This window comes from Rhizobium sp. SAFR-030, from assembly GCF_059415005.1.
The window spans coordinates 803,700-826,000 of sequence record NZ_JBPFDO010000001.1; the positions used below are offsets into that span (position 1 = coordinate 803,700).

24 protein-coding genes are annotated in these 22,301 nt (G+C 65.0%); 18 read left to right on the forward strand and 6 right to left on the reverse strand.

The features are described from left to right. The first annotated feature begins 131 nt into the window (after nt 1–131). The 6 genes from ACR65N_RS04210 (at nt 132) to ACR65N_RS04235 (ending at nt 3,719) form a co-directional block, all read left to right on the forward strand. Complete coding sequence (locus ACR65N_RS04210) at nt 132–812, forward strand: energy-coupling factor ABC transporter ATP-binding protein (RefSeq protein ID WP_440455862.1); 681 nt, start codon at nt 132–134, stop codon at nt 810–812. Then, complete coding sequence (locus ACR65N_RS04215; protein ID WP_440455863.1) at nt 806–1,411, forward strand: energy-coupling factor transporter transmembrane component T family protein; 606 nt, start codon at nt 806–808, stop codon at nt 1,409–1,411. The genes ACR65N_RS04210 and ACR65N_RS04215 overlap by 7 nt, the downstream gene beginning before the upstream one ends. A 34-nt stretch (nt 1,412–1,445) precedes the next feature. After that, complete coding sequence (locus ACR65N_RS04220; RefSeq protein ID WP_440455864.1) at nt 1,446–2,009, forward strand: biotin transporter BioY; 564 nt, start codon at nt 1,446–1,448, stop codon at nt 2,007–2,009. A 246-nt stretch (nt 2,010–2,255) separates the two neighbouring features. Then, entirely contained in the window at nt 2,256–2,483 is a 228-nt protein-coding gene (locus ACR65N_RS04225) for a hypothetical protein (RefSeq protein WP_430305730.1), read from the forward strand. 39 nt (nt 2,484–2,522) lie between these two features. Beyond that, nucleotides 2,523–2,759, forward strand: a complete 237-nt coding sequence (locus tag ACR65N_RS04230; protein ID WP_430305731.1) for a hypothetical protein — start codon at nt 2,523–2,525, stop codon at nt 2,757–2,759. A gap of 66 nt (nt 2,760–2,825) precedes the next feature. Continuing rightward, nucleotides 2,826–3,719, forward strand: coding sequence for an SAM-dependent methyltransferase (locus ACR65N_RS04235; protein ID WP_430305732.1), 894 nt, complete (start codon nt 2,826–2,828; stop codon nt 3,717–3,719). A 15-nt stretch (nt 3,720–3,734) separates the two neighbouring features. Here ACR65N_RS04235 and ACR65N_RS04240 read toward each other — a convergent pair whose 3' ends face one another. Further along, nucleotides 3,735–4,163 (reverse strand): acyl-CoA thioesterase, encoded by a 429-nt coding sequence (locus ACR65N_RS04240; RefSeq protein ID WP_440455865.1) that lies wholly within the window; start codon nt 4,161–4,163, stop codon nt 3,735–3,737. Between the two features lie 115 nt (nt 4,164–4,278). Here ACR65N_RS04240 and ACR65N_RS04245 point away from each other — a divergent pair, with 115 nt between their 5' ends. The 3 genes from ACR65N_RS04245 to ACR65N_RS04255 are packed head-to-tail and all read left to right on the forward strand — an operon-like array spanning nt 4,279 to nt 5,654. Next, nucleotides 4,279–5,214: a histone deacetylase family protein gene (locus ACR65N_RS04245; protein WP_440455866.1), complete on the forward strand. Its 936-nt coding sequence runs from the start codon at nt 4,279–4,281 to the stop codon at nt 5,212–5,214. 2 nt (nt 5,215–5,216) lie between these two features. Next, on the forward strand, nt 5,217–5,471 hold the full coding sequence (locus ACR65N_RS04250; RefSeq protein WP_430305735.1) for an exodeoxyribonuclease VII small subunit: 255 nt from the start codon (nt 5,217–5,219) through the stop codon (nt 5,469–5,471). Between the two features lie 57 nt (nt 5,472–5,528). Beyond that, nucleotides 5,529–5,654, forward strand: coding sequence for a hypothetical protein (locus ACR65N_RS04255; protein WP_430305736.1), 126 nt, complete (start codon nt 5,529–5,531; stop codon nt 5,652–5,654). Between the two features lie 32 nt (nt 5,655–5,686). Here ACR65N_RS04255 and ACR65N_RS04260 read toward each other — a convergent pair whose 3' ends face one another. Continuing rightward, nucleotides 5,687–6,946, reverse strand: coding sequence for an ROK family protein (locus tag ACR65N_RS04260; protein WP_440455867.1), 1,260 nt, complete (start codon nt 6,944–6,946; stop codon nt 5,687–5,689). Nucleotides 6,947–7,136: 190 nt separating this feature from the next. Here ACR65N_RS04260 and xylF point away from each other — a divergent pair, with 190 nt between their 5' ends. The 7 genes from xylF to blaOXA all read left to right on the forward strand — a co-directional run bounded on the left by xylF (nt 7,137) and on the right by blaOXA (nt 15,233). After that, nucleotides 7,137–8,177, forward strand: coding sequence for a D-xylose ABC transporter substrate-binding protein (gene xylF / locus ACR65N_RS04265; RefSeq protein WP_430305738.1), 1,041 nt, complete (start codon nt 7,137–7,139; stop codon nt 8,175–8,177). Nucleotides 8,178–8,287: 110 nt separating this feature from the next. Beyond that, a complete protein-coding gene (locus ACR65N_RS04270) occupies nt 8,288–9,604 on the forward strand; it encodes a sugar ABC transporter permease (RefSeq protein ID WP_440455868.1) in 1,317 nt (438 codons plus the stop codon). Between the two features lie 13 nt (nt 9,605–9,617). Continuing rightward, nucleotides 9,618–10,403, forward strand: a complete 786-nt coding sequence (locus ACR65N_RS04275) for an ATP-binding cassette domain-containing protein (RefSeq protein ID WP_430305740.1) — start codon at nt 9,618–9,620, stop codon at nt 10,401–10,403. Between the two features lie 153 nt (nt 10,404–10,556). After that, the gene (locus ACR65N_RS04280) at nt 10,557–11,516 is read left to right on the forward strand and encodes a TAXI family TRAP transporter solute-binding subunit (protein WP_430305741.1); all 960 of its coding nucleotides are present in this window, start codon (nt 10,557–10,559) and stop codon (nt 11,514–11,516) included. 295 nt (nt 11,517–11,811) lie between these two features. Continuing rightward, on the forward strand, nt 11,812–13,929 hold the full coding sequence (locus tag ACR65N_RS04285) for a TRAP transporter permease (RefSeq protein ID WP_440455869.1): 2,118 nt from the start codon (nt 11,812–11,814) through the stop codon (nt 13,927–13,929). Then, complete coding sequence (locus ACR65N_RS04290) at nt 13,926–14,312, forward strand: DUF1850 domain-containing protein (RefSeq protein WP_440455870.1); 387 nt, start codon at nt 13,926–13,928, stop codon at nt 14,310–14,312. The genes ACR65N_RS04285 and ACR65N_RS04290 overlap by 4 nt, the downstream gene beginning before the upstream one ends. Before the next feature lie 120 nt (nt 14,313–14,432). After that, nucleotides 14,433–15,233 (forward strand): class D beta-lactamase, encoded by an 801-nt coding sequence (blaOXA, locus tag ACR65N_RS04295; RefSeq protein ID WP_440455871.1) that lies wholly within the window; start codon nt 14,433–14,435, stop codon nt 15,231–15,233. 88 nt (nt 15,234–15,321) lie between these two features. On the opposite strand, the gene ACR65N_RS04300 is transcribed toward blaOXA, so the two are convergent. After that, nucleotides 15,322–17,358 (reverse strand): DEAD/DEAH box helicase, encoded by a 2,037-nt coding sequence (locus tag ACR65N_RS04300; protein WP_440455872.1) that lies wholly within the window; start codon nt 17,356–17,358, stop codon nt 15,322–15,324. 201 nt (nt 17,359–17,559) lie between these two features. On the opposite strand from ACR65N_RS04300, the gene ACR65N_RS04305 reads away from it, so the two are divergent. Then, nucleotides 17,560–18,483: a pirin family protein gene (locus ACR65N_RS04305; RefSeq protein ID WP_440455873.1), complete on the forward strand. Its 924-nt coding sequence runs from the start codon at nt 17,560–17,562 to the stop codon at nt 18,481–18,483. A 104-nt stretch (nt 18,484–18,587) separates the two neighbouring features. Further along, nucleotides 18,588–20,507, forward strand: coding sequence for a 1-deoxy-D-xylulose-5-phosphate synthase (gene dxs, locus ACR65N_RS04310; RefSeq protein ID WP_440455874.1), 1,920 nt, complete (start codon nt 18,588–18,590; stop codon nt 20,505–20,507). A gap of 19 nt (nt 20,508–20,526) precedes the next feature. Here the strand turns inward: dxs and ACR65N_RS04315 are convergent, their stop codons facing one another. The 3 genes from ACR65N_RS04315 to ACR65N_RS04325 form a co-directional block, all read right to left on the reverse strand. Further along, nucleotides 20,527–20,928, reverse strand: a complete 402-nt coding sequence (locus tag ACR65N_RS04315; protein WP_440455875.1) for a type II toxin-antitoxin system VapC family toxin — start codon at nt 20,926–20,928, stop codon at nt 20,527–20,529. Then, nucleotides 20,925–21,155 (reverse strand): AbrB/MazE/SpoVT family DNA-binding domain-containing protein, encoded by a 231-nt coding sequence (locus tag ACR65N_RS04320; protein WP_440455876.1) that lies wholly within the window; start codon nt 21,153–21,155, stop codon nt 20,925–20,927. Before ACR65N_RS04320 ends, ACR65N_RS04315 begins: the two co-directional genes overlap by 4 nt. 66 nt (nt 21,156–21,221) lie before the next feature. After that, entirely contained in the window at nt 21,222–22,184 is a 963-nt protein-coding gene (locus ACR65N_RS04325) for a DUF4424 domain-containing protein (RefSeq protein WP_440455877.1), read from the reverse strand. Between the last annotated feature and the right edge of the window lie 117 nt (nt 22,185–22,301).

Here is a 22,301-nt window from a genome sequence, read left to right on the forward strand (position 1 = left end):
TTGTTCAACGGCAAACCTCCGGCCGTCACGATGCGCGCAGAGGGGGCGCCCTCCTGAGGAATTCTGCGCATCCTTGCCCTCCCCGCCGACCGGGTCTATAGAGGCGGCACGTCCAGGGGGCTTTACCAACCGTGTACATCATCTTCGACAGAGCGGAACTGCGCTACGGCGAACGGATCGCGCTGAAGCCGCTCAGCCTGGAACTCTCAGAGGCGCGTATCGGCGTCATCGGCCTTAACGGTTCCGGCAAGACGAGCTTTGCGCGGCTTGTGAACGGGCTTGCCAAGCCGACCGCCGGACGCGTGACGCTCGACGGGCTGAACACCGTCGCCGATGCCAAACCGGTGATGGCGGCGACCGGCTTCATCTTCCAGAACCCGGGCAATCAGATCATCCTGCCGATCGTCCGCGACGACATCGCGCTCGGACCGAAAAGCCGCGGCCTGAAGGGCGCGCCACTCGATGCGGCTGTCGATGCGGTGTTGCACCGGTTCGGCATTTCCGAGATCGCCGCGCGACGGCCGCACGAGCTTTCCGGCGGCCAGTTGCAGCTCGCAGCGCTTGCCGCCGTCGTCGTCAACCGGCCGCAGTTGATCCTGTTCGACGAGCCGACGAACCAGCTCGACCTGAAGAACCGCAGCTTGGTGAAGGCGGCCATCGACAGCCTCGAAGAGCAGGCGATCGTCATCAGCCACGACCTCGACCTGGTGCGCGATTTCGCCCGCGTGCTGGTCTTCCACGAGGGGAGGCTTGCCTTCGACGGACCAGGCGAAACAGCGATTGTCCGATACCGCGAGATCGCCGGATGCTGACCAGCCTCGACATCGACGGTAATACCTGGCTGCACCGGCTGCCGGTCCGTCTGAAGCTTGCGGCGCTGCTGGTCATCAGCATCGGCCTGTTCCTCGTCGAACGGCCGCTTCCACTGGGGATCGCCGCCGGTCTCGGCGCGATTGTGTACGTCCGGCTGGGCATGCGCCCGGGCGAGGCCTTCCGGCGGATCCGCCCGGTGCTGTTCACCATCGCCATCCTTGGCCTCTTCAACCTGGTCTTCCTGCCGGCCGCCGAGGCGCTGGCAAGCGTGCTGCGGCTGGTCGCCCTGCTGCTTGTCGCGGCAAGCGTCACTGCAACGACGACGATCGCCGCCTTCATCGACACGCTGACGGCTCTTGCCCGGCCCCTGGAGCGCCTCGGCCTGCTGAAGGCCGCCGATGTGGGCCTTGCCTTCGGCCTGGTGATGCGCTTCGTGCCGGAAATCCACCTCCGCTACGCCCGCCTCAAGGAGGCGCACCAGGCGCGCGGCGTGCCCGTGCGGCTGCACCGGCTGCTGGGGCCGCTGATCATCTCGGTGCTCAAGGATGCCGACGCCATTGCCGAGGCGATTGACGCACGCGGCATTCGTGGTCAGTAAGATGACCGAAGTTCAGTCGCAAGGATCCAACTCAATGACCACCAAGGACCTCGTCTTGTCGGCCCTGTTCACGGCGATCATCGTCGTGCTCGGCCTGATCCCGCCCGTCACGCTCGGCTTCATTCCCGTGCCGATCACCGCCCAGTCGATGGGCGTGATGCTGGCAGGCTGCATCATCGGCGCACGGCGCGGCGCTCTCGCCTACGTGCTGCTGGTTGTTCTGGTGGCGATCGGCCTGCCGGTGCTGTCGGGCGGCCGCGGCGGGCTCGGCGTGCTGATGGGGCCGACGGCCGGCTACATCCTCGGCTGGATCATCGGCACCTTCGTCACCGGCCTCATCGCCGAGCGCCTGGTGCGCGAAAACCAGTCGGCAGCGCGGCAGGTGGCCGGCTTTCTTGCCGCAAGCCTGATCGGCGGCGTGGTCGTCGTCTATGCCATCGGCATTCCGTGGGTTTCGTTCGCTGCCGGTACGCCGCTCGACAAGGTGCTGCTCGGGTCGCTGGCCTTCATTCCAGGCGATATCCTGAAGGCGGCGATCGCGTCGCTTGCGGCCCGTGCGGTGATGGTCGGCTACCCGCTGCTGACGCAGCGCGCCTGACGCCACCACAAACTCCCTGATATCCCAAGGGGCGTCCGCACGAGCGGGCGCCCCTTTTTCGTTGGCGGACTGCCCTGCCACCGCTTACAACCTCCGCTTGAACATTATTGCGCCAGCAATTTCCGATTTACAACCTTTGCGGATCATGACCATAGTGCTCGCGCATAACGTTTATCTCCGCGGGCCTGCAACTTACGGCCCTTCCAGCTCCGGGCGGAACAAACAATCGGCAACGGGAGACATGACATGAGCAACAAGGAAGTGGCCCGATTCATGGTCGGGATGTCGATGGATGCAGGCGCGCTGAAGCGCTTCCACGCCAATCCGGATGCGGAGATGCGGCGCTTCGGCATTTCCGAAGCCGCGGCCAAGGTGATCAAGAGCAAGGACGCGCCGGCGATCCACAACGCCATCCGCGAGAACTTCGCCAGCGCCGATGCCGACATCGTCAACATCCTCGTGGTGGTCCTCTGAGGTCATCCGTCCTCACACCGAGCGCAAAGGAATTTCATCATGCCCGCCATCGATAAACTTCTGGTCAGCATCGCCACCGACGGAACGACCGCCAAAAAGTTCCGCGACAACCCGCAGGCGGTCATCGCCGCCGCGAACCTCTCGCCGATCGAGGAGTCGGTGCTATTGTCTCGAGATCCGAACATGATCCAGTCGGCGCTTCACTCGGCCGCCCTCAAGGGCAGCCTGAAGGCCGCCGCCGACGACACCGTCTGGACCGTCATCGTCATCCTGTAGGCAGCCCCGCAGGGTCGCCTGCTTCGACGAGCAACCGGCCCTGCTCTCATCGACATGGAGAACAGCATGAGCGTGATCGAGATGGAGCGCGTCCATCCCGCAGGGGAAAACCCGGTCGAGAACCGGGCGGAGACCGGCTTCCTTGCCGTGGTCGGCGTCGGCATCAAGCTTGCCGCCCAGACCAGCCTTGAAGCCAAGGCACATATCGAGGCGGCCGACCGGGTGTTCTACCTGGTGACCGACCCGGGCACAGAATACTGGCTGAAATCGCTCAACCCGACGGCGGAATCGCTGCAGCCCTTCTATACCGGCCGCGACAGCCGGCTGACGACCTATCTCGACATCACCGATTACCTGCTCGAGCACGTGCGCCGCGGCCTCAACGTCTGCGCGGTGTTCTACGGCCATCCCGGCATCTTCGTGTTTCCCTCGCACCGGGCGATCGCGCGGGCCCGGCTGGAAGGCTTTCCGGCGGTGATGCTGCCGGGGATCTCTGCGGAAGACTGCCTGTTCGCCGATCTCGGCATCGACCCGGCGCGCAAGGGGTGCCAAACCTTCGAGGCGACCGATTTCCTGATCTTCCACCGCACCTTCGATCCGCGCAACGCGCTCGTGCTGTGGCAGGTCGGGGTCCTCGGCGAAGTCGGTTACAAGATCTCGCTGTCGCCGGACAAGCTGCAGGTTCTGGTCGACCGGCTGCTGGAGTTCTATCCGCCGGACCATCCGCTGACGGTGTACGAGGCGGCACGCTATCCGGTCTGCGATCCGCTGATCCTGCCGACGACGCTGACCGGTCTCGACGTCAGCATGATCAGCAGCATCTCGACGATCTACATTCCGCCGATCGAACAGCGCAAGCCGGACCTCTACGTGGCGGCGCGGCTCGGCATTCCGGCAGATTTCATCAAGCGACGCTTCGAGCTGACCGACGAGGAGATCGAGCGGCTGGGGATCGACTGACCCCGGCGGCATCACTCAATCGAGGTAGCGATAGAGCCAGTCGCGCAGTTCCTCGGGGAGTTGGGCCGGGGAACCTGTCTCAGGGTCGCAGGCGGACCAGCCGATCTCGGCCTCCGCTGCGAGCTCCTCGCCGCGGTACATCTGCACGGCGAATGCGGCCGACTTGCCGCCGATCTTGCTGACCTTCACCCGCGCCTCGACGGCGTCACCCAGATGCAGAGGCTTGAGCAGGCTGCAGGCGACCTTGGCGACGCAGAAGGCCGGATCGCCGGCCTCGGCTTGGCGGGCATTCCAGAAGCGCGACAGCGCCTCCTCGGCATAGGTCACATAGGCAGCGCTGTGCATCTCGCCGCGCAGTCCGACATCGCGGAACGGCACGTCGAACCGGTAGGGCGTCATTTCACCTGCCTGTGCCACGCCAGCCTCGCTTGCGGTTTCACTCATTTAAGCGGAGTTGCCGACGATGAACAAGCGGCACGGCGAGCCTCCTGCTTGAAATGCGCTCCGGTTTGCGCCATCTCGCCTGCAACCGCCCATCCGGCGCGGCAGGAGCCGATGCATGACCACCCGCCTCTACGAGAACACGATCTTCCTGGAGCACACGACGCCTGCCGGTCATCCGGAGCGTGCCGACCGGCTGCGGTCGCTGGCGATCGCGCTCGAGCATCCGAACTTCGGCCGGCTCGAACGGATCGAGGCGCCGCAGGCAAACGAGGATGCGGTGATGCTGGCGCATCCCGAGAGCCATTTCCTGTCGGTGATGCGGCAGGTGCCGGAAGAGGAAGGCGAGATCCACCAGCTGGAATCCGACACCTATCTCAGTTCCAGGAGCCTGGCTGCGGCACTGACCGGCATCGGCGGGGCGATGGCCGCCGTCGACGACGTATTCACCGGCAAGGCCGACAACGTCTTCGTCGCCTCGCGTCCGCCCGGCCACCACGCCGAAAAGTCCAAGGCGATGGGCTTCTGCCTGTTCAACAACATCGCCATTGCCGCCCGCCATGCGCAGAAGACCTATGGCGTCGAGCGGGTCGCGATCGTCGACTGGGACGTGCATCACGGCAACGGCACCCAGGACATCTTCTGGGACGATCCGTCGGTGCTGTTCTGTTCGACCCACCAGATGCCGCTCTACCCCGGCACCGGCGCCCGCGATGAGACGGGCACGAAAAACAACGTCGTCAACGCGCCGCTCGCCACCAATGACGGCAGCGAGCATTTTCGCGACGCGTTCAAGAGCCGCGTGCTGCCGGCACTCGAGAACTTCCGCCCGGACTTCCTGCTGATCTCGGCCGGCTTCGACGCCCACCACCGCGATCCGCTGGCGCAGATCAATCTGACCGGCGACGATTTCGACTGGGCGACAGGCAGGCTGATGGAAATCGCCGGGAAATACAGCGGCAACCGGGTCGTCAGCCTGCTGGAAGGCGGCTATGATCTGGAAGGTCTCGCCGAATCGGCGGGCATGCACATCATAAGACTGATGAAAGGCTGAGAATGGCGGAGAACGCGGAAGTCCTGGACGTGAGCGCCTATACGTTCGAGAAGGCGGTCGCCGAGCTGGAGAGCATCGTCGCCCGCCTGGAGCGCGGCGACGTGGCGCTGGACGAGTCGATCGCCATCTACGAGCGCGGCGAAGCGCTGAAGAAGCACTGCGAGAAACTGCTCAACGCCGCCGAAAACCGCATCGAGAAGATCCGCCTGGATCGCGCCGGAAACCCGCAAGGGGTCGAACCGCTGGACGGCAACTGATCCCGGCATCATCTTCTTCCTGTCGGAACCAAAACGGTATCAAGTCGTTGACGGGGCATGGCAAAAGACACCGGATCCAAAGCCCGCAACGGGATGCTCACCTTCGTCATCACCATCTTCGCGCTCGCCCTCGTGCTGGCGGCCGTCTACATGATCGGCTTCACGCCAGGCGAGACGAATTGACGCCGAGGCTAACCACCCGGCGCTAGCTGACGTCAGCGAAGCGCCGTCACCCGCTGATCCACCGCCGCCAGCGCCCGGTCGATATGACCGTCCGACACCAGCGTCGCCTCGTCCGCGTCGATCTCGATCTGCGGCAATCCGTTGAGGCGGACGTGAAGCGACTGGCGGAGACCCTCCTCGATACCACCGGACAGCAGGTCGTAGAACCGCGTGCCGGGGCCGGTCACGCAGATCGGCATGTCCTCATGCAGGCTTAGAACCCGCGACAGGCCCTGGCCCAGTGCCAGCCCCGCCTGGCGAAAGGCGTACTGCGCCATCCGCGCGCCCTGGCGTGCCGACTGGGCAATCTTTTCGAGCTCCGGCAGCGGCACGAACTTTGCCGGGATCGTATCGAGCGGAACCTGGAAGGCGAGCCGGAGGATGCCATAAAAGCCGGCAGTCGCCTCGATGCAGCCGCGCGAACCGCAGCGACAGAGCCGGTCGTCGACGGCATTCAGCATGTGCCCAAAGTTCGGCGCCGTTACCGCAAGCCCTCCCCTGCCATCCGGCCGCGCGATTCCAAGCCCGATGCTGTGGCCGAGCGACAGCGTTACGAGGCCGGAGAAATCAGGCGCCTGGCGGCCGGCCAGCCTTCGGCTTGCCTGCGCATGCGCGACCAGCAGCGTCTCGTTGCTGAGGGAGAGTTCGGCGCCGGGCAGATCCTGCAGAAGAAGCGTAAAATCCACCACGCGCTCGCCGAACACCGGCGACCAGACGAGCCGCCCTCCATCCGCATCGACGATGCCCTTGCTGCTGAGCGACAGAGCCGCGAGATCCTGCGGCTTCAGACGCGAACGCTCCAGCAGGCGCTGCAGCGCGGCGGCCAGTTCGGCCAGGAAGGCAACCGGCGTTCCGGACAGATCGCGACGGGCACTGAAGCGGTCGATCAGCGTGCCGTCGTAATCGGCGAGCGCATAGTGCACCACGTCGGAGGAGATCTGCACGGTTGCCGCATAGGCGAACGAGCGCCGCCTTGCAAACAGCACCCGCGGCCTGCCGCGACCGCCCGACATCGTCTGTTCCTGCCGTTCGATGACACCAGCGCGCTCCAGATCGGCGGTGACCGCCGTCACCGTCGCGGAGGCAAGGCCGGTCACGATCGACAGATCGGTATGGGACTGCGGGCCGACACGGCGAAGCGCTGACAGAACCGCAAGCAGCTTCTGCCTCCGCAGCTGTTCAGTGCCCGGTTTGCCTGTGCCGGCAAGGCCGGGCGGTTCGCCTGAGCGTTGAACGGAAGCGACGGTGGGCATGTGAACTCGAAGCGGCTGATGCGCTGAAAAGCATGGTGTTGACAGCTGGAACAGCATCTGACAGATATTTTCTCGACTGTCGAGAAAAACTATCTTTTCTCACGGATCGGGGGTTCGGTCGACGGTTTTACCGGCGGGTCGCAGCGGACGAGGAGGTTCGCCGGCTCGCTTTCACTCGGGAGGGTTTGAAATGAATTCCATCATGAAGCTGATGGCCTGCGCGGCCGTCATCACATCCGTGCACGTCCCCGCCTCTGCTGCCGACATGGTCGTCGGCGTCTCCTGGTCGAACTTCCAGGAAGAGCGCTGGAAGACCGACGAAGCGGCGATCAAGGGCGCACTCGAAGCTGCCGGCGCCAAGTACATCTCCGCCGATGCGCAGACCTCGGCCGCCAAGCAGCTGACCGACATCGAGAGCCTGATCTCGCAGGGTGCCAATGCGCTCATCGTGCTGGCGCAGGATTCCGGCGCCATCGGACCGGCCATCGAGAAGGCCGCCAACGAGGGCATTCCGGTCATCGGCTACGACCGCCTGATCGAGAACCCCTCGACCTACTACATCACCTTCGACAACAAGGAAGTCGGCCGCCTTCAGGCCAAGGAAGTCTTCAAGGTCAAGCCGGAAGGCAACTACGTCTTCATCAAGGGCGGTTCCACCGATCCGAATGCCGACTTCGTCTTCGCCGGCCAAATGGAAGTACTGAAGGCTGCCATGGACAGCGGCAAGATCAAGAACGTCGGCGAGGCCTATACCGACGGCTGGAAGCCGGAAATTGCCCAGAAGAACATGGAGCAGTTCCTGACCGCCAACAACAACAAGGTCGACGCGGTGGTCTCCTCGAACGACGGCATGGCCGGCGGCGTGGTCGCGGCTCTGGAAGCCCAGGGACTTGCAGGCTCGGTGCCGGTCTCCGGCCAGGACGGCGACAAGGCCGCCCTCAACCGCGTCGCGCTCGGCACCCAGACCGTATCGGTGTGGAAGGACAGCCGCCAGCTCGGCCAGAAGGCCGGCGAAGTCGCCGTGGCGCTCGCCAAGGGCACCAAGATGACCGACCTTCCCGGCACGCAGAAGTTCAAGGGCGGCTCCAAGGGCATCGAGATGAACTCCGTCTTCCTGACGCCTCTCGCCATCACCAAGGACAATCTGAACGTCGTGCTCGACGCCAAGTGGATCTCCAAGGGCGAGCTTTGCCAGGGCGTGAAGCCGGGCGCCGTGGCTGCCTGCAAGTAAGCAGCCGCGACCGGAAGGCCACCCGTTTCTGACCGGCTGGACGCCGCAAATTCGTTTGCGGCGTCCTTGCCCGCACGTGGCCAAGACAAAATAAGGGGAGTTGAATACCTATGGCGGACCACACCATCGCCACGCCGGCGAGCAGTACTGCGCGGCCGGCACGCGGAACTCTCTGGCAGCGTTTCTTCCATTCAACGGAACTCGACACCCGCCTGCTCGGCATGGTGTTCGCCCTCCTGGTCATCTGGATCGGCTTCCACATCCTGTCGGGCGGGCTGTTCCTGACGTCCCGCAACCTGTGGAACCTGTCGGTGCAGGCGGCCTCCGTCTCGGTGATGGCGACGGGCATGGTGCTGGTCATCGTCACCCGCAACATCGACCTCTCGGTCGGTTCGATCCTCGGCTTCGTCGGCATGATCATGGCGATCACGCAGACCAAGTACCTGCCCGGCCTGCTCGGCTTCGATCACCCGCTGACCTGGATGCTGACGCTGGTGGTCGGCCTTGCTCTCGGGACAGCCATCGGTGCCTTCCAGGGCATGATCATCGCCTTCCTCGGCGTGCCCTCCTTCATCGTCACACTCGGCGGCCTGCTGGTCTGGCGCGGCGCGGCGTGGATGGTCACGAGCGGCGCCACCGTCGCGCCCATGGACACCACGTTCCGGCTGATGGGCGGCGGCGCCGATGGCTCGATCGGGGCGACGGCCAGCTGGGTCGTCGGCATCATCGCCTGCGCGTTCATCGTCCTGTCGATCCTCCACTCGCGCCGCCAGCGCAAGCGCTTCGGCTTTCCGCTGAAGCCGATGTGGGCGGAATACTTCATCGGTATCGTCGGTTGTGGCGTGGTGCTGGCCTCCGTGCAGGTGCTGAACAGCTACTACATGCCGGTCAACCTCGCCCGCCGCTACGCCGAGGCCAACGGCATCGCCTGGCCCGAGGGCGGGCTCAGCATTCCGCTCGGCATCGCCAACCCCGTGCTCATCGCGCTCGGCATCGCCGTGGTGATGGCCTTCATCGCCAACCGCACCCGCTTCGGCCGCTATGTCTTCGCCATCGGCGGCAATCCGGAAGCCGCGGTGCTTGCCGGCATCAAGACCCGCTGGGTGACGGTGCGCATCTTCGCGCTGATGGGGGCGCTCTGCGCCGTCGCGGCGGCGATCTCCACCGCGCGCCTGAACGCCGCGACCAATGCGCAGGGCACGCTCGACGAACTCTATACGATCGCCGCAGCCGTGATCGGCGGCACGTCGCTTGCCGGCGGCATGGGCACGATCGCCGGAGCGGTTCTCGGCGCGGTGGTCATGCAGTCCCTGAATTCGGGCATGGTGCTGCTCGGCATGGATGCCCCGCTGCAGAGCATCGTCATTGGCATGGTCCTCGTGCTGGCCGTCTGGCTGGACACCGTCTACCGCGCCCGCGCCCGCTAGGAGGAGTTGAGATATGACGCAACAACAGACACCTCTCGTGGAGATGCGCGGCATTTCCATCTCCTTCGGCGGCATCCACGCAGTGGACAGCGCCTCCGTTGATCTCTACCCCGGCGAAGTCGTCGCGCTGCTCGGCCACAACGGCGCCGGCAAGTCGACGCTCATCAAGATCCTCTCCGGCGCCTATCGCCGCAGCTCCGGCGAGATCCTGATCAATGGCGAGCCGGTCGACATCAACAATCCCCGCGATGCGAAACAGCACGGCATCGAGACCATCTACCAGACGCTCGCCGTCGCCGATAACGTCGATGCGGCCGCCAACCTCTATCTCGGCCGCGAGCTGCGCACCCCCTGGGGCACGCTCGACGACGTGGCGATGGAGGCCAAGGCACGCGAGGTGATGGGCCGCCTGAACCCGAACTTCCAGCGCTTCAAGGAGCCGGTGCGGGCGCTGTCGGGCGGCCAGCGGCAGTCGGTGGCGATTGCACGGGCGATCCTGTTTGACGCGCGCATCCTGATCATGGACGAGCCGACGGCGGCCCTCGGTCCTCAGGAGACCGCGCAGGTGGGCGAACTGATCACCCAGCTGAAACGCGAGGGCATCGGCATCTTCCTGATCAGCCACGACATCCACGACGTGTTCGATCTCGCCGACCGGGTGTTCGTGATGAAGAACGGCAAGATGGTCGGCCATGCGCGCACGCAGGACGTCACCAAGGACGAAGTGCTCGGCATGATCATCATGGGCAAGGTGCCGCCGGGCGCGGTGGCCGGACCGGGCGCCATGCAGATGGCGTGACGTCGGCGACGACGGGCCCTTTCATGGAGCGGCTGCGGCAAGATTGCCGGAGCCAATCCGACAATGGTTCTTTAGTCGAAGCATAGAACAATTGACCCACCCCGCCCCAGGCGCCATGATGCGACCGGGAGAAATGACTTGGGAGGGTCAATCATGAAGCATTCCGCCATTCGTTCGATCATGGCAGGCGCCGTGGCGCTGACGTCGCTGGCATCCGCCACGTCGACGCGCGCCGCCGATTTCATCAACGTGCTGACCGGCGGCACGTCCGGCGTCTATTACCCGCTCGGCGTGGCGATGTCGGAAATCTACGGGCAGAACATTTCAGGCGCGCGCACCCAGGTGCAGGCGACGAAGGCTTCCGTCGAGAACCTCAACCTCTTGCAGGCCGGTCGCGGCGAGATCGGCTTTGCGCTCGGCGACTCGGTCAAGATGGCCTGGGAAGGCAACAAGGAAGCCGGTTTCCCCGGCAAGCTGGACAAGCTGCGCGGCATCGCCGCCATCTATCCGAACTACATCCAGATCGTTGCCGCCAAGGATTCCGGCATCGTCTCGCTTGCTGACCTGAAGGGCAAGAGCCTGTCGGTCGGAGCGCCGAAATCCGGCACCGAACTGAATGCGCGGGCGATCATGGAAGCCGCCGGCATGACCTACAAGGATCTCGGCAAGACCGAGTACCTGCCGTTCGCCGAATCCGTCGAGCTGATGAAGAACCGCCAGATGGACGCGACGCTGCAGTCCGCCGGCCTCGGCGTAGCCTCGATCCGCGACCTGGCAAGCTCGGTGCCGATCAACGTCGTTTCCGTCCCGGCGGATGTGGTGACGAAGATTGGAGCGCCGTACCTCTCGGTCATCATCCCTGCCGGCACCTATGACGGCCAGACCGCCGACGTGGAGACGGCAGCCGTCGGCAACCTGCTGATCACCCATTCCGGTGTGTCGGACGAGGTCGCCTACCAGATGACCAAGCTGCTGTTCGACAACCTGCCGAAGCTGACGGCCGCGCATGCCGCCGCCAAGGCGATCGACCCGAAGAAGGCGCTGGAAGGAATGCCGGTGCCGCTGCATCCGGGCGCCGAGCGCTACTACAAGGAAATCGGGCTGATCAAGTAAGCGGGCGGCTGGCTTGTTTGCCGCCGGCGGTTGTCGGCAAAGCCCCTCATCCGGCTGCCGCCACCTTCTCCCCGCACGCGGGGGAGAAGGGATATGCCGCGCCCTTTGCCATTCTCCAACTGTTGAGCTGGATGTCGGCGGCCTATCGCAACAGCGTCCCCTCTCCCCGCAAGCGGGGAGAGGGTTAGGGTGAGGGGCCTCTGCTCCTTGCGAGCGCGGGTAACGCTTGGCAGCACTTCGCCTTCCGACCTGCAGGGCAGCTTTCGGCAACAAGACTGATCAATGTGAGAAACGCATGACACAGACACTGGTGGAAGCCGAAGCGCAGGCACAGACGGCAGAAGAGCACATCGAGGGGCTTCCGGCAGGCTTCGGCGAAGGGCTGGCGGGCCGGGTGGCGTTCTGGATCGCCTTCACCTTCTCGCTCTTCCAGCTCTGGGCCGCCGCCTACGGCACGCTGGCGAGCCAGGTCGTGCGGGCCATGCATGTCGGCTTTCTGCTGCTGCTCGGCTTCGTGCTTCTCGGCAATCTGGTCGCCAAGACGACGGCCGGTCGACTGTGGTTCTGGTCGCTCGGCGTCGTAGGTTTTGCCACCGGCCTCTACAACTGGATCTTCTACGAGGAGCTGATCCTGCGCTCAGGCTTCCTCACGCATGTCGATCTGGCGGTCGGAACGATCGTCATTCTCCTCGTCTTCGAGGGCGCGCGGCGGCTGATGGGTCTGCCGCTGACGGTGATCTCCGGCATCTTCCTCCTCTACTGCTTCTTCGGCCAGTATTTCCCCGATCCCTTCGTCCACCGCGGCTATGACTACGAGCAGATCATCGAGCATTTCGGCTTCGGCACCGAAGGCATCTACGGCACCCCGATCTACGTCTCCGCCGCCTACATCTTCATCTTCGTCGTTTTCGCCGCCTTCCTAGAGCGCGGCGGCATGCTCGGCCTGTTCAACGATTTCGCGCTCGGGCTTGTCGGCTCGTGGAAGGGCGGACCGGCGCAGGTCTGCGTGATGTCGTCGGCGCTGATGGGCACCATCTCCGGTTCGGGCGTCGCAAACGTGGTGGCGAGCGGCCAGTTCACCATTCCGCTGATGAAACGCTTCGGCTTCCGCTCCGCCTTCGCCGGCGGGGTGGAGGCGACATCGTCGATGGGCGGGCAGATCATGCCGCCTGTGATGGGCGCCGTCGCCTTCATCATGGCGGAAACGCTGAACGTGCCCTATGCCGACATCGTCAAGGCAGCGCTGATCCCGGCCGTCCTCTATTTCGGCGTCTGCTTCTGGATGGTCTACCTCGAGGCCGGCAAGGCTGGACTTGCGGGTCTGAGCAAGGCGGAACTGCCCAATCCCTGGCTGGCCGTGAAAGAGCACTGGCCGCTGATCCTGCCGCTCGCGGCGCTCGTCTACCTGCTGTTTGCCGGCTATACCCCGATCTTTGCCGGCACGATGGGCCTGGCGCTCGTCGTGGTGCTGCTGCTCGGCATGCCGCTTGCCGCGCGCATCGGCCCGCTTGCCTTCCGCATCGTCTTCTGGCTCGCCATCGGGCTTGCCGCCAGCGCCTTCCTGAAGTTCGGCGTCAACATCCTGGTGCTCCTGATCCTGGCCATGATCGCCGCCTGCTTCTTCGTCAGGGGCGGCCGCGAGACGCTCGCCATCTGCCGCGACGCCATGGCCGAAGGCGCCAAGAACGCCCTGCCGGTCGGCATCGCCTGCGCCATCGTCGGCATCGTCATCGGCACGCTGACACTGACCGGCATCGCCTCGACCTTCATCGGCGCCATCATCCGCATCGGCGAGACGCACCTGTTCCTGTCGCTGGTGCTGACGATGATCACCTGCCTCATCCTCGGCATGGGCATCCCGACGATCCCGAACTACATCATCACCTCGTCGTTGGCCGGCCCTGCCCTCCTGGAGCTCGGTGTGCCGCTGATCGTCAGCCACATGTTCGTCTTTTACTTCGGCATCATGGCCGATCTGACGCCGCCGGTGGCGCTTGCCTGCTTCGCCGCCGCACCGATGGCCAAAACCTCCGGGCTGAAAATCTCCATCGAGGCGACGAAACTTGCCACCGCCGGCTTCGTCGTGCCGTTCATGGCCGTCTATACGCCGGCCCTGATGCTGCAGGATGCCGGGCCGATGGCCGCCACCTGGGGCTATCCGGTCGAGGTCGCCTACGTCTTCACCAAGGCCTGCTTCGGCATTGCGCTGTGGGGCATGGCCGTCGTCGGCTACCTGCGCGCCCGGATGAGCGTCGTCGAGCGGCTGGTCGCCTTTGCAGCCGGCGCAAGCTTGGTGATGGCCCTGCCGTGGACCGACGAACTGGGCTTTGCGCTCGGCATCGCGCTCGTCGCCTATCATGTCCTGCGAACCCGCCGACCGAAGCGCCTCGATCCGGCGGCCGGCACGGCATGAGCCTCTGCATCGCTGCAGCCGGCAAGACGGTGGCGATCGCCGCCACCACCTTCACGCTGTCCTGGACGCATTCGATCGAGAAGGTGGAGTGGCGCGAGAGCTACGCCGTCACCGAGCACGGGCTTGTTCCGGGCGAGGCTGCGGTGAAGGGATCCGGCGCCGGCATGGAGCCGGGTGCCGGTGCAGTGCTTCGGGACGGCTGGTGGGTGTGGAACCCGCCTGCAAAGCCCCTGCCCCGGCTGGTGCTGGCGGCCTCGGGCGCGACCGGCGCCGGCTGGCGGCTCTGCCATCCCGGCGGCTGCGTCGAACTCGGCGCCACCTCCGGAGACGAGACGGTGGTGAGACGTTGCGCCGAAGACGGGTCGGCCGGCCCTGTTCGATAGCCGGAGCCCAGGAGACAGACCGCCGCTGCGAGATCGCCGGGGGATAAGGGCGGCGGACGCCCTCATTCGGTCATCAAGTCTGCCAAGATGCCGCCGATCGTTCCTTCGAAAGGTAGCCTCATGCGTTCAATCCTCCCCCTCGTCCTCCTCGGCGGCCTTGCCGCACCCGGTGCCCACGCCGCCGCCCTCTGCACGCTGGTGGCGGATGCCGAAAGCGGCCGCGTGCTCGTGCAGGAGGGGCAATGCGAGGAGCGCGTGACGCCGGCCTCGACCTTCAAGATCGCGCTGGCCGTCATGGGCTACGACGCCGGCTTCCTGAAGGATGCGACGCATCCCGTGCTGCCGTTCAAGAAGGGCTATCCGGACTGGGGCGGTGCGGCGTGGAAGAAGTCGGTCGACCCGACCTCCTGGCTGAAGAACTCGGTCGTCTGGTATTCGCAGCAGATCACCAAGACGATCGGCGCACCCAAGCTGACGGGTTACGCCCGCAGCTTCGGGTACGGCAATGCGGATTTCTCCGGCGATCGCGGCAAGAACAACGGGCTCGAGCGGGCCTGGATCGCCTCGTCGCTGAAGATCTCGCCAGTCGAACAAGTGGCGTTTCTGCGCAAACTGGTGAACGGCACTCTTTCAGCCGATCCGAAGGCGGTGCAGGCGGCGATGGCGATCGTCGAGAAGACCACCGCCGAGGACGGCTGGACCATCCACGGCAAGACCGGCATGGCCTATCCGCGCAAGGCCGATTACAGCTTCGACGAGGAACATCCGTGGGGTTGGTTCGTCGGCTGGGGAGAGAAGGACGGCAGGCGCGTGGTGTTTGCGCGGCTGGAGCAGGACGAGCGCAAGATGTCCGATTCGCCCAGCCAGCGGGCCAAGGCAACGATGATCGCCGAACTGCCGCGGCTCCCGGCTCAGCCGTAGAGCCAGGAGTAACGGCTCCGACCATTCAGTGTCGGAAAGGGCTGGCCGCAGATGCTCGCGGCCAGCCGATGCTCACGATCCGCCGTGCTTACGACCAGCGGTCAGGCTTGCCGTTGGCCTTCTTCGGCTTGCCCTTCTTGGCGAAAGGCTTGCCATCCTTGGCAGCAGCCGGTTTGCCGCCATCCTTGGCGAACGGCTTGGCGCCGTCCTTGGCGAAGGGCTTGCCTTCCTTCTTGAACGGCTTGTCCTTGAAGGGGCGATCGCCGGCAGGCTTGTCGCCGGCGGATTTTTCCTTGTACGGCTTGTCCTTGTAGGGCTTGTCGAAGCTCTTGGTCTCGCCGGCATAAGCGGGCTTGGCCTTCGGCTTGCCCTTCGACCAGTCGTCGCGCCCGCCTTCGCGGGGAGCGGCGTCACGCGGCGGACGGTCCTCATAGGACTTCTTGACGTAGGGCTTGGCTTCCGCCTGGCGCGACATGTCCGGCATGCGGTCGAGACGCGTCACGCGGATACCGCGCTCCAGCGTCTTGTTGGCGCCGATCGCCTCGACGAAACTGTCGACATGCGCCTGCGAGATCTCGACGAAGGTTTCCTCCGCCTGCATCTTGATCGCGCCGATTTCCGACTTGGTGAGATTGCCGTTGCGGCAGAGCATCGGGATCAGCCAGCGCGGCTCGGCATTCTGCTTGCGGCCGACGGACAGCGAGAACCAGACGGACGGGCCGAACTCGCCGCGCGGCGTGCGGGGCGTGCTCTCGAACGCCGGACGACCGGCATCGCCTTCACGCGGCTTGCGGGCGGCGCCCGGCTGGACGGTAACCTCGATCAGGTCTTCCGGTGCCGCATGCTTGGCGCGGTGCAGGTTGACGAAGGCGGCAGCCAGCTTCTCGGCGCCGTAGGTTTCGACCAGGCGGGCAACCAGATCCTGCTCTTCCTCGCGCGGGGCTTCCTCGAATACCGGATCGGCGAGCAGCCGTTCCTGGTCGCGGGAAATCACCTCTTCGGCCGACGGCGGCAGCGCCCAGGCGGGCGTCACGTCGGCACCACCGAGGATGCGTTCGGCCTTGCGGCGCTGGTTGATCGGCACGATCAGGGCGCTGATGCCCTTGTTGCCGGCACGGCCGGTACGGCCCGAGCGGTGCAGAAGGGTTTCGGAATTGGTCGGGATGTCGGCATGGATGACGAGTTCGAGGCCCGGCAGGTCGATGCCGCGGGCAGCAACGTCGGTTGCGATGCAAACGCGGGCGCGTCCGTCACGCATGGCCTGCAGCGCGTGGGTGCGCTCATTCTGCGTCAGTTCGCCCGACAGCGCGACGACCGAGAAATTGCGGTTGCTGAGGCGCGCGGTCAGGTGGTTGACGCCGGCGCGCGTCGAGCAGAAGACGATGGCGTTCTTCGCCTCGTAGAAGCGCAGCACGTTGACAATGGCGTTCTCGCGGTCGGCCGGCGAGACAACCAGCGCCCGGTATTCGATATCGGCGTGCTGCTTTTCCTGCGCGGCGCTGGCGATCCGCACGGCGTTGCGCTGAAACTGCTTGGCGAGCTTGGCGATGCCGGTCGGGACGGTTGCCGAGAACATCAGCGTCCGGCGCTCGGCGGGTGCTGCTTCGAGAATGAATTCGAGATCCTCGCGGAAGCCGAGATCGAGCATTTCGTCGGCTTCGTCGAGGACGGCGACGCGCAGCTGCGACATGTCGAGCGCGTTGCGGCGGATGTGGTCGCAGATGCGGCCCGGCGTGCCGACGACGATGTGGGCGCCGCGTTCCAGCGCCCGGCGCTCGGAGCGGATGTCCATGCCGCCGACGCAGCTGGCGATCACGGCACCGGTCAGTTCGTACAGCCAGTCGAGTTCGCGGTTGACCTGCATGGCAAGCTCGCGGGTCGGCGCAATAACCAGCGCCAGCGGCGCTCCGGCGGGGTCGAACTTTTCCGCCCCTTCGAGCAGCGAGGAGGCCATGGCGATGCCGAAGGCTACCGTCTTGCCGGATCCGGTCTGGGCCGAAACCAGCGCATCGGCATGCGCGAGCGTCGGATCGAGCATCGACCGCTGGACCGGCGTCAGGGTTTCGTAACCGCGTTTGGACAACGCCTTAGCAATCGCCGGGACGGCGTCATTCAGTTCTGACATGTATTTGTCTTTCGGAGTATCTGGCGGAGTTGCAGGCGCATTTTCGCGCGGGGCCGCATTCGTCGCGGCGCATCTGCGCTCTCCCTACTCACTTGCGCCGGAATTGTCAAAGTCCGCGGCGATGTGGGCGATGCCGGCGTTTTTTCCTGTCGTCGCCGCAGACGACGGGTTACGCTTTCCCGAACCGACGCGGAGAGCCCCATGTCCTTCTTTCCCGGAACCGATCCCGAAGCCGGTGACGCCTTTGCCTGTGATGCCATCGAGAACCTGATCATCCCGCGTTCCAGCGACATCGGCGGATTTTCGGTGCGCCGGGCGCTGCCCAGCCGCAAGCGGCGGCTTGTCGGACCCTTCATCTTCTTCGACCGGATGGGGCCTGCCGTGCTGCGCGCCGACGAGGCGCTGGACGTCAAGCCGCATCCGCATATCGGTCTGTCGACCGTCACCTACCTGTTCGACGGCGAGATCAAGCATCGCGACAGCCTCGGCACCGAACTGGTGATCCGGCCGGGCGACATCAACCTGATGACTGCCGGGCGCGGCATCGTCCATTCGGAGCGAACGCCGGAAAACCTGCGCGGCCATCCTCTGTCGATGTCGGGGCTGCAGACGTGGCTGGCACTGCCGGACGACAAGGAAGAGATCGACCCGGCGTTTGCCCATACCGCCCGCGACGAGATGCCGACGATCGAGCTTGCCGGCGTCTCCGGCCGGGTGGTGATCGGCGCGCTTGACGGGCTGTCCTCGCCGGTCCCGACGCTGACCGATACGCTCTATGTCGATCTCAGCCTCGATGCCGGCCGGCGCTTTCCGTTCTCCGCCGCCCACGAGGAGCGGGCGATCTACATTCTCGCCGGTTCGGTGGTGGTGGCGGGCGATCGCTTTGCCGCAGACCAGTTGCTGGTCTTTCGAACCGGCGACGAGATCACGCTGGAGGGAGGGCCGCAAGGCTGTCACCTGATGCTGTTCGGCGGAGCGGCGCTCAATTCGAAGCGCTACATCTGGTGGAACTTCGTCTCGTCGTCAAAGGAACGCATCGAGCAGGCCAAGCAGGAGTGGCGAACCGGCCGATTCGACATCGTTCCGGGGGACGAAGAAGAGTTCGTGCCTTTGCCTGCCGGGTGAAATCCTATAGAAGCGCCGCTTTGTGACACTTGAATTAGCCGCTTTCTTTCTCATCTTCAGAGGAAGGAAAGGCTCCGCAGAAAGAGCAGAAAAGGCCATCATTCGTGACATCTAGCCCCAAGACGCCGTTGCTGGACAAGGTGAACCTGCCGGCGGACCTGCGCAATGTCGAAGACCGCGAACTGCCTCAACTGGCCCGCGAACTGCGCGACGAGATGATCGATGCGGTGTCCAAGACCGGTGGCCACCTGGGCGCGGGGCTCGGCGTGGTGGAGCTGACGATCGCCATCCACAAGGTGTTCAACACGCCCGACGACCGGCTGATCTTCGACGTCGGGCACCAGTGCTACCCGCACAAGATCCTCACCGGCCGCCGCGACCGGATCCGCACCCTGCGCGCCGAAGACGGGCTGTCCGGCTTCACCAAGCGTGCGGAAAGCGAATACGACCCGTTCGGCGCGGCGCATTCCTCGACCTCGATCTCGGCCGGCCTCGGCATGGCGGTCGCCGCCGGCCTGTCGAAGACGCCGCGCAACGTCATTGCCGTCATCGGCGACGGCGCCATGTCGGCCGGCATGGCCTATGAGGCGATGAACAATGCCGGCGCGCTGGACGCGCGGCTGATCGTCATCCTCAACGACAACGACATGTCGATTGCGCCGCCGACGGGTGCCATGAGCGCCTATCTGGCGCGTCTCGCTTCCGGGCGCACCTACATGGGCATGCGCGAGATCGGCAAGAAGCTGACCGCCTATCTCGGCAAGAATGTCGACCGCGCCATTACCCGCGCCGTCGAGCACGCCCGCGGCTACGTGACCGGCGGCACGATGTTCGAGGAGATGGGCTTCTATCACATCGGCCCGATCGACGGCCATTCCTTCGAACACCTGCTGCCCGTGCTGCGCAACGTGCGCGACAATGCGCAGGGCCCGGTGCTGATCCATGTGGTCACCCAGAAGGGCAAGGGCTATGCGCCGGCGGAAGCCGCTGCCGACAAGTATCACGGCGTCAACAAGTTCGACGTCATCACCGGCGCCCAGGCGAAAGCCAAGCCCAATGCGCCGAGCTATACGAGCGTGTTCGGCGATGCGCTGGTGCAGGAGGCACGGCTGGACGACAGGATCGTCGGCGTCACCGCCGCCATGCCATCCGGCACCGGGCTCGACAAGCTGCAGGAGCTTTATCCGGCGCGCACCTTCGACGTCGGCATTGCCGAGCAACACGCCGTGACGTTCGCCGCGGGTCTGGCAGCCGAAGGCTACAAGCCGTTCTGCGCCCTCTATTCGACCTTCCTGCAGCGCGGCTACGACCAGGTCGTCCACGACGTGGCAATCCAGGGCCTGCCGGTGCGCTTCCCGATCGATCGTGCCGGTTTCGTCGGCGCCGACGGGCCGACGCATGCGGGCTCCTTCGACACGACCTTCCTCGCCACGCTGCCGGGCATGGTGGTGATGGCCGCCGCCGACGAGGCGGAGCTGAAGCACATGGTGCGCACGGCGGCCGCCTATGACGACGGCCCGATTTCGTTCCGCTACCCGCGCGGCGAAGGTGTCGGCGTCGAAATGCCGGAGCGCGGCGAGATCCTGCAGATCGGCAAGGGCCGCGTCGTCAAACAGGGCGCCAAGGTGGCGCTGCTGTCGTTCGGCACGCGGCTGGCCGAATGTCTGCTGGCGGCCGAAGACCTCGACGCGGCAGGTCTGTCGACCACGGTTGCCGATGCGCGGTTTGCAAAGCCGCTCGACCACGACCTGATCCGCCAGCTTGCCGCCCATCACGAGATCGTCGTCACCATCGAGGAAGGGGCCGTCGGCGGCTTCGGCAGCCATGTGATGCAGTTCCTCGCCAACGAGGGGCTGCTCGACGAAGGCCTGAAGGTTCGCTCGCTGGTGCTGCCGGACGTGTGGATGGACCAGGCGAAGCCCGAGGTGATGTATGCCAAGGCCGGCCTCGACCGCGCCGGCATCGTCTCGACGGTGTTCAGGGCCCTGGGCAAGACGGTCGTCGGCGTCGGCGCTGCGGGGTGACTTCAGGCCGGAATTCGGTTCACGTTGGCGAAAGCAACTCGACGATCGGGAAATAGGTGCGATACCGTCCGACATCCCGCGTCAGCAACGGCAGCTTTTGAACGGCCGCCTGGGCACCGATGAAGAAATCCGGCAAAACACCGCCGCGTAAACCGCCGACGTGCCGATAACGACTGAAGGCCTTCCCGGCCAGGAACAAGGCCGCCCGAGTGATTGGCGCAAGAACCAGCTCCGCCTGTTCGATGAATCCGTCGAGGTCCTCGATCCGCTCATAGCGAACCGAAAGCTCGGCATAGACGACATCATTGATCAGCAATGGGCCGACCAGGCTTGCTGCCTCGAGCTGCCTCACCGACCAATCAGCCCAGACAGGATCGTCCGTCACCAGGTCAAGCAGGACATTGGTGTCGACAAACGTCACACGTCACCGCGGGTCAAAGCCATGATGGCGTCCGTATCGAGGCCTTGTCCCGCGTGCCCGCGCAACCGCTGAAAGCGGCCGGCCGGCTTCTTGTCGTCCGCCCTCGTCAACACCACAGAGCCATCCTCCGTCCGCCGAAATTCAACCTTGCTTCCCGGAACGATTCCCAGCAGATCGCGGACCGCTTTCGGGATCGTGACCTGCCCCTTCGATGTGACTGTCGTCATGGCCGCTGCCTCGTAGTACCTCTGTGAAGAGAGGTATTCCTACTGGTGACCAGCTTCAAGTCCACTTCATTCCCCGGCCACCAGGAACAGCACGTCCAGCTCCTGTTCCGGCGTGAAATCGTCCGCCTCCATGACGAAGGTCGTTGGACCGGTCTTCTTCACACCCTTGCCGCAGAAGCTGACGAAGTCTCGTGGGTTCTGCTTGTCGATGGTCAGTCTGAACCGTTTGATCGGGCCGGACCAGTTGGCACCGGTTGTCAGGATGTAGGAGAGCCACTGCTCGGTATAGTGCGGGCCGGCGGATTTCGCCGCCGCCGCTTCGAGCCTGGCGGCCGTCTTCATGAAATCGGCGTCGATGCAGTAGCGCCTAGCATAGTCCTCGTAGGAAGCGGCCGGCTTGCCGTCGCCGATGAAGCTCATGGCAACCGTGCCGCCGACACTCGGCGTGTAGCGATGGCTGACCTTCACCGGCTTGCCCGCCGGGAACCTGGTTTTCCACCAGTAGACCGAGCGAAGCGTCCACATCGGCGCAAGATCGAAACCCTGGATGATGCCTTGCGCGATCCACTCCGCCTTGACCTCGGGAGCGAGATTTTCCAGTGCCGCCGCCGTTCTCTGACTATAGGGCAGGAGCGGAATAGCGTGGGCCAGGAGCGCTTCGGTGCGATCGATGCCTTGCGCGATCACCCGCTGCTGCAGCTGCGGCTCGATCCTGCGTCCATCCTGGACGACCGAGAAGCCGAGGAAGTTGTCGCTTTCCGCATCGCCGTAGGCAATGTCGCTCTGTGCACCGCCGACAATGTCCGGCATCGGGAAGGCGATGATGCTGTCGATATCGGTGTCGGCGCTGCTGCGAAAGACATAGTCGACGCTGATCTCGGTACGCGAGATCCGCAGGTCTTCCTCCTCCATGGCGATTTCGGACGTCTCGACATAGGTCAGGCCGCCGGTCTTCAGCTCGGCCGTTGTATCGTTGGCCACGGCCGGCGCGGCTGCCAGCAGCGCCATCAAGCAGGCGAAATATTTCATCGACAGCATCCCCCAAGATGTTTGCAGCAACCTAGAGCATGTCGGGCGCCGATGTGTAGCGGTTTTGCGGACGCTACTCGCTTCGTTCCTGACGAAGCTGGAGGCCGGCTTGCGATT

Bases quoted from the DNA above. Each gene is read 5' to 3' on its own strand.
- ACR65N_RS04215 (WP_440455863.1), top strand. From the start codon at position 806: ATGCTGACCAGCCTCGACATCGACGGTAATACCTGGCTGCACCGGCTG.
- ACR65N_RS04220 (WP_440455864.1), top strand. From the start codon at position 1,446: ATGACCACCAAGGACCTCGTCTTGTCGGCCCTGTTCACGGCGATCATC.
- ACR65N_RS04225 (WP_430305730.1), top strand. From the start codon at position 2,256: ATGAGCAACAAGGAAGTGGCCCGATTCATGGTCGGGATGTCGATGGAT.
- ACR65N_RS04230 (WP_430305731.1), top strand. From the start codon at position 2,523: ATGCCCGCCATCGATAAACTTCTGGTCAGCATCGCCACCGACGGAACG.
- ACR65N_RS04235 (WP_430305732.1), top strand. From the start codon at position 2,826: ATGAGCGTGATCGAGATGGAGCGCGTCCATCCCGCAGGGGAAAACCCG.
- ACR65N_RS04240 (WP_440455865.1), bottom strand. From the start codon at position 4,163: ATGAGTGAAACCGCAAGCGAGGCTGGCGTGGCACAGGCAGGTGAAATG.
- ACR65N_RS04245 (WP_440455866.1), top strand. From the start codon at position 4,279: ATGACCACCCGCCTCTACGAGAACACGATCTTCCTGGAGCACACGACG.
- ACR65N_RS04250 (WP_430305735.1), top strand. From the start codon at position 5,217: ATGGCGGAGAACGCGGAAGTCCTGGACGTGAGCGCCTATACGTTCGAG.
- ACR65N_RS04255 (WP_430305736.1), top strand. From the start codon at position 5,529: ATGGCAAAAGACACCGGATCCAAAGCCCGCAACGGGATGCTCACCTTC.
- ACR65N_RS04260 (WP_440455867.1), bottom strand. From the start codon at position 6,946: ATGCCCACCGTCGCTTCCGTTCAACGCTCAGGCGAACCGCCCGGCCTT.
- xylF (WP_430305738.1), top strand. From the start codon at position 7,137: ATGAATTCCATCATGAAGCTGATGGCCTGCGCGGCCGTCATCACATCC.
- ACR65N_RS04270 (WP_440455868.1), top strand. From the start codon at position 8,288: ATGGCGGACCACACCATCGCCACGCCGGCGAGCAGTACTGCGCGGCCG.
- ACR65N_RS04275 (WP_430305740.1), top strand. From the start codon at position 9,618: ATGACGCAACAACAGACACCTCTCGTGGAGATGCGCGGCATTTCCATC.
- ACR65N_RS04280 (WP_430305741.1), top strand. From the start codon at position 10,557: ATGAAGCATTCCGCCATTCGTTCGATCATGGCAGGCGCCGTGGCGCTG.
- ACR65N_RS04285 (WP_440455869.1), top strand. From the start codon at position 11,812: ATGACACAGACACTGGTGGAAGCCGAAGCGCAGGCACAGACGGCAGAA.
- ACR65N_RS04290 (WP_440455870.1), top strand. From the start codon at position 13,926: ATGAGCCTCTGCATCGCTGCAGCCGGCAAGACGGTGGCGATCGCCGCC.
- blaOXA (WP_440455871.1), top strand. From the start codon at position 14,433: ATGCGTTCAATCCTCCCCCTCGTCCTCCTCGGCGGCCTTGCCGCACCC.
- ACR65N_RS04300 (WP_440455872.1), bottom strand. From the start codon at position 17,358: ATGTCAGAACTGAATGACGCCGTCCCGGCGATTGCTAAGGCGTTGTCC.
- ACR65N_RS04305 (WP_440455873.1), top strand. From the start codon at position 17,560: ATGTCCTTCTTTCCCGGAACCGATCCCGAAGCCGGTGACGCCTTTGCC.
- ACR65N_RS04320 (WP_440455876.1), bottom strand. From the start codon at position 21,155: ATGACGACAGTCACATCGAAGGGGCAGGTCACGATCCCGAAAGCGGTC.
- ACR65N_RS04325 (WP_440455877.1), bottom strand. From the start codon at position 22,184: ATGAAATATTTCGCCTGCTTGATGGCGCTGCTGGCAGCCGCGCCGGCC.